The sequence below is a fragment of the Paenibacillus harenae genome (assembly GCF_030812415.1).
Taxonomy (GTDB): domain Bacteria; phylum Bacillota; class Bacilli; order Paenibacillales; family Paenibacillaceae; genus Pristimantibacillus; species Pristimantibacillus harenae_A.
In genome coordinates, this window is record NZ_JAUSST010000003.1 from 39,477 (window position 1) to 53,650 (window position 14,174).

Sequence of the window (14,174 nt, forward strand, 5' to 3'; positions counted from 1 at the left end):
AATCGCATATGGTTCAATCCAATTGAGAAATGAGGAGATCATCATGATAACAAAACATTTCAAAAGTGTCCTGGCTGTTTGCCTGAGCGTCGCCTTGATGCTTCCGGTAGCTTTACCGTTGCAACCCAAGGCCGTGCATGCTGAACCGATTGCAGCTGCTAGTCCATATACCGATAAGCTGGTGTTTGGCCAAACAGAGTCAGAACAACAACACCAGTTCAAAGGTGAATTTACCAACGCCATCGTCGGCGCATTGGGTGAGCCTGCACGGGTCTCCCTGCCGCGTATACCAGAGGATATTCAAGGCGGAGAAATGACTTTTACGATGAAAGTCGATCCTGCCGCTCAAAACTACTTCACCATGAAGTTTTGGGGAAGCGACGAATCCTTCTACAAAAGCATGGTATTCATCAATGGCGAGCAAGTCGGCTATCGCCGCGTTGGAGATTACCAACCGATCAACATGGGTATTAGCAAAGGTTTGCCGGAGCGGTTTTACTATAATACAACCATGCTTCCGTTAGTAAGCACGCATGGACAAGATGCCGTACAAATTACCGTCAGAACGTACAGCGGTAATTTCGGCGATAAAGTGAACGCACCATCCAGAGGGTATTACAACGCCTATACGCACACGGGGGCTCACTTGGATGTATCGGATGAAACCCAGGGCGATATTGCAGAAGATCCGGTTTCAATGGTTAGAGAGGATCTGACGGATGAGGAAAAGCAAGCCCTCATTAACGGCTATACGCAAAGTCTGGTAAAGACGTTCAATGATTATTCCAACCGGGTAGATGCCAGCGCAGCCGGCAAATTATCCATTGTGCGTTATCAGGATGAATTGAAGTTTTATGCGAGCGCGCTTCATTACGATTGGTCGCCGGCTCAAACGGCCGAAGCAAAGAAAGCGGCGCTTGGACGGATTTTTAAAGTGATTGACAATCATGTCAAGGATTATTATGGAAATATCAGATTGGTGACAAGGGGCGGACATCAAGGCGATTGGGGCGGCTATTACGGCGCATTAGGCGAGGCGTTGTATATTGTCGAACAGCTCATCAAGGATGACGCCGTCTATGGCGAGGCGGCATTCAACGCGTTCCTCGATCAGCCGTTTGCGACGGGAACGGTCGACGGACTGTACTCGCTTGCGGGAGTGGACTGGAATGGCGGAGATTTATCTCGCCGTGAAGCGTGGGAGCGCGTGCTGAAAGCGAATTTCGATTTTGCCCGTACGAGACTGTCCTACATCTATAATCAAGTGGTGTATACGTATGAAGGCGCATGGGAAGCGCACGAAGGTCTGCGCCTGATCGGTTCTCCTTTCTTTGAAGGCAGAGAGCGCAGCCATCAGATTCTTCTTGAAGCGTTAGGGGGGCAACCGTTCCTCGGGGAAGAAGTGCTGGTCGGCCCGGGCGGCGAGGAATTGGATTTGTACCATTCTTTGTTCTATCATGACCAGACGGCCAGATTTACGGAAGATTTTTTGCAAATCGTAGCTAAGGGACTCGCGAAGAGCAAGCTGGATACGAGCGGGAACGTCGTCAGGCGGGTGCCGTACGGCGAGCATTACAACGGCCTGACGGAAGCGGGACTGACAAGGGAAAACGGATATGTCGCCAATTACGGCGAGGCGGCCAACTACCTTTTGAAGAACTTCTACAAAACGTTAAACCACCCCGGCGATGAGGAATTGAACGATAAAATTCTGAAGCTGGCATTGAAAAACATGCATGCCCGCGGGTATGTCCGGTACACGTCTTTGGATGACGACGGGAAACGAATTATGAGAGCGGAACAAGTCACGGATGAGAGGAACACGGCTCTGCCAGGTTTCTACGCGTATGGCGCGAGAACTTCAACTGGAATGTCGCTGCAGTACGCTTCCTTGGAAATGGAGATGGTCCACAACGAGCAAAGGTACAGCGGTCCGGAATGGGACGAGTACTGGCGGTATGCGAAGGAAGCGGTCGGTTTCGCGCAGCAGCAGCTTGCGGATCACCAACTGTTCAATTTCACTTTCGGAACTAGAGGCACGAACAGCGCAGAGGATTACCATCTGGCAGACACTTATAAATACGTCTCCGGCGAGCGGGCCGATTTCAGCCGCTTCGGCGGTCAGGTGACGGCTGGCGCCGTTCTTCCGCAGACGGATTTCAATTATTATACGGAAGAAGAAATAGCGGCGCTTGATGTGAACCCGGCCGACTACGAACAGTTTGCCTGGGCGGACGTTGACAATATGTTCCTCTCGATCCGTGATGGCGACCTTCGTATGTTCGCTAACCTGAACGAGCTTAATAAAGGTTACAGCGGCAACGGCAGACTTCATGTGATTAACGACAACTATGACAATATCGTACAAATTGCAACCGACAGCAAATTTCAGTATCAGGACTATTGGATGCGCATGGAAAATATCGACATGATATTTTTTGAAGATCAAATAACGAATGGTGCTGACGCCCCTCAAGCTCTTGCGGGAGAAATTTTACCGATTACTTATCAGTCTGGCGTCGGCCGGACGGAACGGGATAATTTTGAGGCTGACACGCCTTATGCCGGTTATCCGGATCTGTTATCGGCAAGGTACGGAAAGTATCTCATGGTTTTCAATACAACCCGTGACGAACATGGAAATAAACGATCCTTTGACGTGAAAATGCCTGCGGATTATAAGGGGAACAGTACCGTATTAGACCTTGTATCGGGAAAACAAATTCCGGTTACCAAAACCGGAAAGGTAACGATTCCGCCGAAATCTGCGATGGTGTTGAAATTAACGTCCGATGTCCATATAGACCCGTTGCCGTTTACCGTTAATTTCGTTAAAGCATTCGCGGGCAACGGATATGCGGGAATTACCTGGACTACGACCGCAGGAGCGGAATCGTACACCATTAAGCGTTCCGAAACGGAAAATGGTACGTACCAAGTCATTGCAGCAGGAGTAACAGGCAATTACTATAAAGATTCGACGGTTCAAAATGGAAAAGTATACTACTATAAAGTTTCTGCAGTAAATGATCTAGGTGCTGGAGATGACTCCTATCGCGCAAAGGTAAATTTGACCGCACCGGTATCCTTAATCGATCCAGGTGCGATATGGCGTGATGACCGCATCGGCACAACAACAGGCGTCGCAACAAATACAGGCACAACCATTGCAATCGAGGGTGCCGACGGCACAGGCCTGGGTGAAGGCGACGACTTGAACATATACGATAGAGATATCAACGATTCGCTGCATTTCGTAAATCAGGTCGCAACCGGCAGCAGCTCCATCCGTGCGAAATTGGACAGCCATAGCGGGAACGCAAGCGGAATTATGATGCGTGATCTGCTGCAGTCCAATACCCGGTACATTTATTTTGGAGCCGATCAAGACGGCAATCTTGTATTGCAGAACCGTACAAGGGATTCCCGACACGCTTTCTCGGAAGAGAAGAAAAGTCCGATGAATGCGAAACTCATTGGATTGCACGCGGATGATTATCCGTATCTGAAATTGGTGCGTGACTACGATTCGCACTATATTCATGCCTATGTGTCCAGGGACGGAGCGGATTGGATCATGGTGGAGAAAATGTTCACCCCATTCCCTTACGCTATCTATTCGGGCGTTGCGGCCGCAGAGCAAGCGCAGTTCAGCGAGGTCACTGTCGAAGAAACGGCTCGCGGCAAGCTTTATCCTTATATTCAAAGAGTGGATAACGGCAACGGCATTTCTCTTTCCTGGAACAAACCGAAGCATGCGGTAAGCTTCGATTTGTACCGTACCTATGATAAGGAGGCCGGCTTAACAAACCCGGTATTTAAGGAAGGCACTGCGGAGCTGGCGGAAGGCTCGCCTTGGACAGCTCTCGTTTCGAATGCGACGGCATTGTCATTTGTTGACCCGGAGCCGGGTTTTGAAGATACGCCAGGTTATAAGGTAGTTGCCAGGTATGCGGACGGAACGTTGGGAGAATTCTCCGATACGGTCTATCCTCCTGCAGAAACGGCACAGCCTTCCGTAGCCGGCATTATGGTATCCAACTATCTTGAAGGACTTGCAGATAAGGTAAAAGTGACCGGTCTGGCGGAAGGCGATGTTGTAAAGGTATACGGAACGGCTACGGATCTTGCTGTGCTTGGCACAACCGTTGCCGAAAGTACCTACGCAACCGTCAGCATCCCTCAAATAGGCGAGGAGTCCGGCATTCTGTATGTAACCGCAACAACTCCGGGCAAAATGGAAAGTGCCAGAACGGCCAAGTCATATCCAGGGGAAGACGGACTAATTAACTTGAAGGCGGAAAAGGATGCAACGCTGCGTTTTAACACGACTGCACCTGGCGGAGATCCGCAGTTAGTTATTCTTTCCAATGGACCGGACGAAGGGGCTAAACGATTTGGAATCGTTACCTTTAACAACGTACCGGATTTCGAGGATGCGAATATTGAATCGGTAACGTTAAGAATGTATCGGAATAATGGAAGAACGGCGACTCTGCGTGCGCAGCATATGGAGTGGGATAACTGGAAGGAGCCTGGCGCAGGCGGTACGCTTGGAGCGGAATTGAAAAGCGAGTACTTTAATGGAAGCTGGGAAGCGGCCACAGACTTTTTGGCAGGACCGTCTGCTTCAGCCGTTGTTAAACCGGAAAGTGCGTACGCGATGCATGCTATTAATGGGAGCTGGACTCTTGACGTAACCGAGATAGTGAAAGCCAACGTAGGGAACAGAGCAACCTTCCTATTGTCCGTTCCTAGCGGCGAAGTGAACCCGGTTACGAAAGAATATATTTCCGGTAACAGCAGCCCTGGTCAATACGGACCTGAATTAATTATTAAATATAAATCGGATAACATCACTGTACCGCCTTCTGAAACCAGTATCAAAGTAACCAATGATTCGGAAGCAACTGCGGACACGGTTGAAGTTTCTGGATATGAGGCAGGAACGGTTGTAAAGGTTTACCGAACGGCCTCGGATACCGATGCGCTTGGCTCAACCGTAATCGAAAGCACGTACGGAACTGTGAGCATCCCGCAAATCGGCGCAAGTCCGGGCACGCTGTATGTTTCTGCAACTGCTCCGTTCAAGCTGGAAAGCGAAAAAACGGCAAAGACTTACATCGGCGAATCTTTAAGCTACACGAAAGGAAGCTACTACACGTATCAGAAAGAAGTGGAGCGGATTGAATCGGAGATGAATCAACCGGGAGCCAATAAAGAATTGCTTGCGGCTGAACTCAAGCAGGCCGAAGGCTTGCTGGTTCTGGTTCCTCTGTCACTCTATTCGTTTGATGGCCATGCGGACAATACATTCGGGTCGACTCACGCAACCGTGAACGGGACGTCCGCGTATGTGGAAGGAAAGTTCGGTCAGTCGATTGATCTGAACGGAACCGGCTCCGTTACGCTGCCTTCGGCGCATGCTCTATCCACATCCGATGCCGTCACAGTGGCTACCTGGGTGAACTGGAAGGGTGGAAATGCGTGGCAGCGCATCTTCGACTTTGGCAACAATACGAACCAATACATGTTCCTTACGCCAAGTTCCGGCGGCAGCAATACGCTGCGTTTCGCCATTAAGAACAGCGGAACCGAACAATTGGTGCAAACCGCGAAGCTTCCCGTGGGAGAATGGGTCCATGTAGCGGTGACGCTTGGCGGCGGTTCGGCGAAGTTGTATGTAGGCGGAGAGTTGAAGGCTACTAATAGCAATGTAACAATCAAGCCAAGCGATTTCAAACCCGGCGTTAATTACATCGGCAAGAGCCAATGGCCCGATCCGCTGTTTAACGGCATGATCGACGAATTCCGCACTTATGATCACGTCTTGAGTGCGGAAGAAATTCAGGCAGCGATGAACAATACGGCGAAGCAATGGATTGACAGCAGCCTGGTCCATATCTTGCTGGAAGAAGCTGCTGCGCTCGATGCAGCGCTATATACCGAATCGAGCTGGCAAGCGCTTGAGGCAGCGGTCGCGGAAGCGAATGCACTGCCTGCGGATGCTGCTCAAGAGACAATCGACAATGCGGCTGCACAGCTTCGGAATGCGCTTGAGTCGCTGGAGCAGAAGAACGTTTAAAAGCAAAAGCCCCGGGGCACGGGGCTTAGTCATCAATCTTAGCGAGTGTATGTTAAATCATACGCTCGCTGTTTTTTTTATAAAGGAGATCATTGGAGTGTTTGGGAAATCGATTCCAAAAGAAAATCTGGACTATATATCAATTCCTTTGCATAAATCTGATGGCAAAACTGTAATCGGTGAATTTAGACTTGGGACGATCGGCTGCCTAGTTGTTGAGTTAACTGGCAGTTTAGTAAAAGAAGCAAGTCAATCAGAAGAGACTTTAATGGACATTAATCCAAAAATTGGTTACAATTATAGCGGATTGGTTATCAAAGAGATAAAACGGTGATTGTCCGAAAAATCTGTTTACAAAAAAAAGAAAGAAGGTTGATTCCACATGATAGGAACGGAGAGTAAAAAACAAGAAATTTTAAAAGCTTACCAGTTCAGACATGCTTGCAAGTCATTTGATTCCAACAAAAAGATTTCGGATGAAGATTTTCACTTTATTTTGGAGACAGGAAGATTGTCTCCGAGTTCATTTGGCTTCGAGCCGTGGAAGTTTGTCGTGATCCAGGATGCTTCCCTTCGCGATAAATTAAAACCGGTATCTGGCGGTGCCCAGGGACAACTGCCCACAGCCAGCCATGTTGTAGTTATATTGGCCAGAAAAAAAGAAGGCTTAAGGCATGATTCGGATCACGTAATCAAAATGATGAAAGACATTCATCATATGCCTGAAGAAGTTGTGCAAGGTTTTTCCGATTTCTATAAATCCTTTGTTGAAACCGAACTCGAAGATAATGACCGTCTCATTTTTGAATGGGCAAGCAAACAAACATATATAGCATTGGGAAACATGATGACAACCGCGGCTCAAATCGGTATTGATTCCTGCCCGATCGAAGGTTTTGATAAAAAGCAGGTGACTGCTATTTTACAAAATGAGGGTATCATTAACGGTGACGATTTCGGTGTAGCCTGTATGGTCGCTTTCGGATATCGTCAAGAGGATCCTAAACGTCCAAAAACAAGACAAAATCTCGATGAGATTGTTGAGTGGCGATAAAATTAACATGATAATTCTCAGCATCAGGTGACATAGTTCGTTAACAGGTGCTTAAGCTCCCTCGGTACGATAGTTGAATGCAAAGCGACGGCAACCGGTCTGAGGGATCGGTTGCTTTTTTCATTCAACTACCATGAAAGAACGGATTAACTTTCATGCGTCCTGCCAACCAAATGCAAGGCCGCGGGGCGATCCCGCGGCCGGCCATTAAGTTTCCGTAAACATAGCGATATCTTCAGTGATTGTCATATTTGATGCTCACATAGACGAAAACTTTCTTATCCGGACTATAATCTTGGTCCGTATGTCCTTTAACCCTCCACTCCGCTGTATAACCTCCGGGTACCTCGGCAGCACTGTACTCGGTACCATCCGGGAGCTTCGTCGTATCTTCCGGCAATCGGTTACCTTCGCCCACGGCCTCCAGACTAAGGTCATAATCTTCCCCTTCCGGGGAAATCATGGAGACCTTAACGACTCCATGGAAACCTTCGGGGGGGCTCCAAGATCCGCTCAACTCTTGTCCTGAGGACGAAATGTACCCGTAATATAACGAATACTCATAATTGGATCCGTCGGCTTGATAAGTTTTGGAATCGGAAAGCTGGAGTTTGTTCGGATCAACCTGATACAATGAACTGCCGTCAATCCGGTACCAAACGCCATCCCGGTACTGCAACTCCCCCGGACCGTTGAAGGAATACAAGAGTTTGCCTTCTTGGGCGGAATAAAGGTAAGTTGTGTCTTTAAAGGTGTACGCTACCGTGCCGTCCGATCCCAACTGCTTGATGGAGAGCGGAACGCCGGTCAACTGCCACCATTTAGGGGCTGTATAAGCTTGTTTTGTCTCGCCTTCCGGCGACCGGACTCTTACGGTCCAACGCTCTATTTCCTTGTTATATTCCTTATAGGCAATCCATCCGTTATTAATCTGATACGATGTTCTCGGGTCGGTCGAATAATAATCCGCATTATCGATAGGGTTCAAGGCTATCGAGGTAACCTGGCCATCGGCGCTGCGAACTTGAAGCGACCACTTAGAATAACCTTCATATTCCGTGTATGCGTTGTAGAGTATGTTTTTTCCGTCCGTCAAAGGCCCGTTGTAAGTATTAGGGTATTCGAGCGAAGGCGGATTAAACGTCGTGAACGTATCGTCGGGGAGGTGGCGGCGAATGCCGTTATTGAACTCATACACTACCGTTCCGTCAGCCGACAGATCAAATGAGTTCCTATTTTTAAAACTCGAGTTCAGCAGGTAACGGGACTCTCTCGTCTTTACATTCACAACGATGTGGCCAAATACCGCAAAATTCCCTTTTACTTCGTACGGTCTCGCCGTGTCCAATGTGTCCCAACTATTTTGAACCGCGCCGTCCTGCCAGTAATGAGTCCCAGTGCCGGATATGGAATACACAACGCCGTCAGCGGATAGCTTCGCAGTTCTAATGGTAAGATTGGACCCGTTGGCATCGTAAACTTTTGTTTGGCTATTATCAGTACGGTTGTACAGCCAGAGCACTTTATCGCCGGTCTCTTTCCAAATGATACGACTTTGGTCAAAGTCTAGAATGGTTCCGTTAAACCGGTAAAGCAGCGTTTCTGCTTCTGGTATCGGAATATTTGCAGCAGTAGTGACCGTCTCTTCTTGTTTCACACTTTGGTTGCCATCGGCATCGACGGCGATCAGTGAAATGAGGTAAGACGAATTTGGAGACAGCCCCTTCACTTCATAGCTGTTCACGTCCCCGTTCAGAGTAATCAGCAGCTTGTTGTCTTGGTATACCAAGTACTTGTCTATACCCGTTTCATCCGTGGCATGCTGCCAATTCAGCCGTACGCTGTTATAGGTTACATCGGTAACCGTCAGCACATCGTACTCAGGCCACTGTGGCGCTTCAGGATTGGCAACTTGTACGGGAGTATAACGGTTTGTCGTGGTTCCATCGCCGAGTTGGCCTAAATAGTTATTCCCCCACGCCCAAACGGTTCTGTCGCTTTTCACCGCCAAACTATGCGAACCATCACTCGTCGCGATGGCGGACACCGAATCGAGCTCGGATACTTGAATGGGGGAAGAACTGCCGGTCGTGCTTCCATCGCCGAGTTCGCCAGAAAAATTATCTCCCCACGCCCAGACGGTTCCATCGCTTTTCACCGCCAAAGTATGCGAAGAGCCCGCAGCGATGGCGGTCACCGAACCGAGATTGGTTACCTGAACGGGAGTATAACGGGTTGTTGTGCTTGCATCGCCCAGTTGGCCAGAACTATTCGATCCCCACGCCCAGACGGTTCCGTTGCTGTTGAGTGCCAAACTATGCGAATAACCCGCCGCGATAGCGGATACCGAATCGAGACCCTGTACTTGAACAGGAGTATGACGGTAGGTGGTTGTGTAGGGTCCATCGTTGAAGGTTAAGCCGCCGGGCACCCCATGTTGGCCTGAGTCATTGTTACCCCACGCCCAGACGGTTCCGTCGCTTTTAAGCGCCAAACTATGGAGATGACCCGCTGCAACGTCGACCACCGAACCGAGACCCTGTACTTGCACGGGGGAAGAACTACCGTTCATGCTTCCTTCGCCCACTGCAGCATCGTGGATATTCCACCTCCCATCGCCCAGTACACCGTGGATATTCCACCCCCACGCCCATACCGTTCCATCGCTTTTTACCGCCAAATTATGATAATGCCCTGAAGCAATGGCGACCACGGAGCTTAGAGTGGTTACCTGAACGGGAATATTACGGTAGGGCACGCTTGAATCGCCCCGTTGACCATTCCAATTCCCTCCCCACGCCCAGACGGTTCCGTCACTTTTGAGTGCCATACTAAACCCGCTACCCGCAGAGATGGCGACAACCGAATCGAGACCCTGCACTTGAACTGGAGTATAACGATCTATCGTAGTTCCATCGCCCAGTTGGCCATATTCATTGTTTCCCCACGCCCATACCGTTCCGTCCTGTTTTAGATCGAGAGTATGATCCGTTCCTCCTGCAACCATCGTTACACCCGAATTCAAGCTCTCTGCTGCTACCGCGGAACCGGCCTCGGCGGCTGCTGCCTGAAAGGGTACAAGCAGCGTCAGCGACAGAAAGGCACAAACTAAAAGCAAAAACCGTCGTTTCATCAATCTTCACTCCCATCTTTAATCTACCTTAAATCTACCATATTACGGAAATCTATTGATCTGCCCGTTGCACTATACAAATCTGGATCATTTGTCATAACACAGGGTAAAGATAAAAGACTAAAGATCGTCCCAACAGCACTTTATTATGAATTTATTGTCAATAATTTTGGACGCATGGAAATTGGCAGTCTTGAAAATAGCTTAGAAGCGCGTATCCAACATCGGGACTAGGGTATGGATATTCTTTTACAACGAGCCAGGTTTATGGTTCTCGGGAGGGATGCGCTTGTCTTTGATAAATATTAAGATAATTAGAGACATTTATTGTAAATGAAAGTGAGATGTTGTTATGAAGCGTATGTTGTCAGTGCTTATGGTGCTTCTCTTGCTGCTCTTCAACGTAGGGACCGTATCTGCAGTGCCTGCGAATGAAGGTGCGAAAAACTCTTATGACCTTGCTTTGCAAGCATTAAAAGGAAAAGACAGCGTAACCGATTTGTATGTCAAGATTACTCCTAAATCAAATGATAATATCCCCCCGGACATACTCAAGAAAATCCAGCTTAAGTCCTACGATTTGGAAGGAAAACTCATCTACACCAAGAATCTTTTCAACGTTGCCGCTTCCCCGGAACTAACCGACATAAAGCTCAATGATGTTGAAAGATACCAATCGTTAGAAACAAGGATTCATGTACAAAACGATCAGACAGCGGACGAGGAAGTGTTAAGCGGAAAAACAAACGTCCTGCTCAAACCGGACCTTGTTATCGCTGAAGTGCAAGCGCCTGATAAAGTCAAAGTAAATGAGCCATTCTCCGTAACAGCGAATATTAAAGAACTGAACGGAGATGCCGGCGCTGCTGCAAACGTGCAGATCCTTGATGGTTCCAATGTGCTCAATACGTCAGAGAAGTTAGCGGTGAATGCAGGAGGACAAGAACAAGCCTCTTTTATGCTCACTCTTGCCAAGGCCGGAACATATTCGCTTAAAGTGAACATTACCGGAGCGGAACCGGGAGATTATGACGATTCCAACAATGATTTGACCTTTACTGTTGAAGCCGTTGAAAATATCAAAACCGTGGAGTACCGTTCTCATTACGATTACACATCCGATTATGAAATCAACTGGAAAAACGAAAACGGCGAATCTCATCAAAAAGGCTCTTCGGAAACGTTCGGCGTATATTCCTTTACCCCTGATCGAATCAACCCGGAAGAAGTAAAACTGACGCTGACCAGCGAAACGGGCAAGAAAAAGACAGCAAACGTGACTTTGTCTTATGAGGAGACAAGGGACGGTTACATCTATTGGTCCGGATCTGATCCATCGACGAGTACGTCGGTGCGGGCTTATCAAAATTCAAAGGGTACCCATGTGGAAGTCGTTCAATTTATTGACCATATATCCAGTTGGGAAACGGAATCCGGGAATTACAAAGCGATCAGCGATGAATATTTAGGAGCAAAACAAACGGTTTCAGTCCATTTCGATATTTTATCGGATAATGGTACCACTTACGGCAATAGCTATTCCATCGCTTTGACGCCGTTTTACAACGCTTGGGATTATGTCGATCCCCGGGAGCCGGGCAATGCAACGCGGAATTGGGGGCTATACAACAGTTACTCCGGTTTATGCGAAGGAGTGCCGGCAGCCGATACCCCACCTGTTTTAACCGTTCAATAATCGAAAAAGCTGTATGGCAGAACGGGAGTATGCTCCCAGATGCCATACAGCTTTTTTTTGGAACGAATTTCAAATAATTTTAAGCGCCAACAAGCGTTTTAGGTTGTCATCAATAAATTTATTATCGGCACTGTTGATTCCGCGACCGGCTAAATGGCCCCAGATTGACTTGATAGGATTCAAAACAGCATTAGGTATAAGCTTAGCCTCGTATTCGTTATCGTCCGCCGTGCAGAAGAGATCCGTGCTCCCTGGCATGACGCAGGCAAGCGCTTTAATGCTTTTGAGCGCCTCATCGAAATCTCCGTTATAGGAGGGGTTTGCACTAATATCTGCAAATTGGCCCGTCCATAACATGGCCAGGACATTGTGCGGATCCATCTTCATAAAGCTATCTTCCCAGACGCCAGCCACAAAATCTGCCAATGAGTCATATCCCAGCTCACGATAAAGTTCCTCTCTGTAGAACGCCTGCGATAGGCCCCATCCCGCATAGACACGGCCAACGGCGCGCATGTCTGCAGAAGTCAACTGGTTTAGTTTACTTGAATCGAAGTGGGCCGCAGCCATGAGCGGAGCTTTCATTCCTTCTAGGACCACATACGTTTGGGGCCAAGTTCTTGCAACTCCGGCAAAAGGTGCAATTCGTTCTACCATGTCTGGATAACTTGCCCCCCATTGGAATGATTGAATGCCTCCCATTGACCATCCAACTACCAGAGCGATCTTTTGAATGCCGAATTTTTCGGTCACCAGCCGATGCTGTAATCTAACGTTGTCATAGATGGTTACCTGCGGAAAATTAGCCCTGTCGAATGGAGGTGGCGTGTTACTGGGAGACGAAGATAATCCGTTTCCCAGCAGATTTGGAACGATAATGAAATATTTTTGCGGATCTAGTGCCATGCCGTTTCCAATCAACCATTCGTTCTGAACATGCCGGTCGCCAAAAGCAGTTGGATAGACGATGACATTATCTTTCTTTTCATTCAATTTTCCATAAGTCTTATAAGCAAGAAAAACGCTCGGTAACGTCACTCCTGATTGCAAGGTTACGTCACCCAAATCAAAAATCTCATAATCCATCGTATTGTTTGCTCCCTTCAAAATGAAACCATACATTTAAAATGTATTTCTTGTTGCTAGTATAGATCTGTGATACTTTCAATAAAAGTGAATGAATTTCAAAGCAGTATTCAATATTTTTGAACGTAAAAAGGGGGATAGTAGGATGGAATTGCGCCAACTGAATACGTTCCGCACGGTTGCGTCAACATTAAATTTCAGTCGGGCTGCGGAAGCGTTGAACTACGTCCCCTCCAACGTCACGATGCAAATAAAAGCATTGGAGGATGAGCTTGGTGTTCGTCTCTTTGACCGCTTGGGCAAACAGCTCGTTCTCACAACTGCGGGTAATCGCTTTTTAACTCATATCCAAAGCGTTCTAGACAAATTGGATGAAGCTCGCAGCGCCGTTCATGACAATGAAAATCTAAGCGGCACCCTAACGATAAGTGCCAACGAGGTTCTTTGCGCCTATCGACTTCCAGTTGTCTTTCGCCTATTTCGTTCGCGCCATCCGGGAGTGCGTCTCATCTTCCGCTCCGTTTCCAATCAGCAACTCAAGCAAACCCTCTTTGAGGGAACCGCGGATGTCGTCTTTATGTTGGACGAACCCATTCGCTCAACGGGACTTGCAGTGGAACCGTTGCTGGAAGAAACTTTCCGATTTTTTGCCGCTCCAGACCATCCACTCGCGAAACTAACTGCACTGCAGCTGGAAGATTTTCACGGAGAAGTGTTCCTGACTAATGAAAAGGGTTGTACCTATCGAACTATGTTTGACCGGGGATTTGAGAAAGAAGGCATTGATAGCATTACGTATTTAGAGTTTCAAAATGCCGAAGCCATTAAACAATGTGCAATTGCGGGAATCGGTATTGCCTTTCTTCCTGAAATAACGGCGGAAGCCGAAGTTCAACGGGGCGAACTTATTGCTCTTCCATGGCAAATTCCGGACTTGCACGTGTATACACAGATGTTATGGCATAAAGACAAGTGGCTTTCACCAATCATGTTATCTTTCATAGAAGCAGCAAGGGAGGTTATCGCTATAGAGCAGGAGAATAAAACCGAGAAGGAACAATGATAAGCAAATCGGCCGAAGCGATGAAAAACGACGAAGAACGATAGTCAAATAAAAAGC

The 14,174-nt window shown here is 48.0% G+C and carries 7 protein-coding genes; 5 read left to right on the top strand and 2 right to left on the bottom strand.

The annotated features are described in order from the left end of the window. Positions 1-43 precede the first annotated feature (43 nt). From J2T14_RS10290 to J2T14_RS10300, 3 genes are all read left to right on the top strand, one after another. Positions 44-6,085 (top strand): LamG domain-containing protein, encoded by a 6,042-nt coding sequence (locus J2T14_RS10290; protein ID WP_307470473.1) that lies wholly within the window; start codon positions 44-46, stop codon positions 6,083-6,085. 97 nt (positions 6,086-6,182) lie between these two features. Next, positions 6,183-6,419 (top strand): hypothetical protein, encoded by a 237-nt coding sequence (locus J2T14_RS10295; protein ID WP_307470475.1) that lies wholly within the window; start codon positions 6,183-6,185, stop codon positions 6,417-6,419. 48 nt (positions 6,420-6,467) lie between these two features. Beyond that, positions 6,468-7,139, top strand: coding sequence for an NAD(P)H-dependent oxidoreductase (locus J2T14_RS10300; RefSeq protein WP_307203373.1), 672 nt, complete (start codon positions 6,468-6,470; stop codon positions 7,137-7,139). A 235-nt stretch (positions 7,140-7,374) separates the two neighbouring features. Here the strand turns inward: J2T14_RS10300 and J2T14_RS10305 are convergent, their stop codons facing one another. Further along, positions 7,375-10,272, bottom strand: coding sequence for an RCC1 domain-containing protein (locus J2T14_RS10305; protein WP_307470477.1), 2,898 nt, complete (start codon positions 10,270-10,272; stop codon positions 7,375-7,377). A 352-nt stretch (positions 10,273-10,624) separates the two neighbouring features. On the opposite strand from J2T14_RS10305, the gene J2T14_RS10310 reads away from it, so the two are divergent. Then, positions 10,625-11,968, top strand: coding sequence for a CARDB domain-containing protein (locus J2T14_RS10310; RefSeq protein ID WP_307470479.1), 1,344 nt, complete (start codon positions 10,625-10,627; stop codon positions 11,966-11,968). Between the two features lie 69 nt (positions 11,969-12,037). Here J2T14_RS10310 and J2T14_RS10315 read toward each other — a convergent pair whose 3' ends face one another. Next, positions 12,038-13,054: an alpha/beta fold hydrolase gene (locus tag J2T14_RS10315; protein ID WP_307470481.1), complete on the bottom strand. Its 1,017-nt coding sequence runs from the start codon at positions 13,052-13,054 to the stop codon at positions 12,038-12,040. A gap of 145 nt (positions 13,055-13,199) precedes the next feature. Here J2T14_RS10315 and J2T14_RS10320 point away from each other — a divergent pair, with 145 nt between their 5' ends. Next, positions 13,200-14,117 carry a LysR family transcriptional regulator gene (locus tag J2T14_RS10320; protein ID WP_307470483.1) on the top strand — a complete coding sequence of 306 codons (918 nt, stop codon included), beginning with the start codon at positions 13,200-13,202 and terminating at the stop codon, positions 14,115-14,117. Positions 14,118-14,174: the final 57 nt, after the last annotated feature.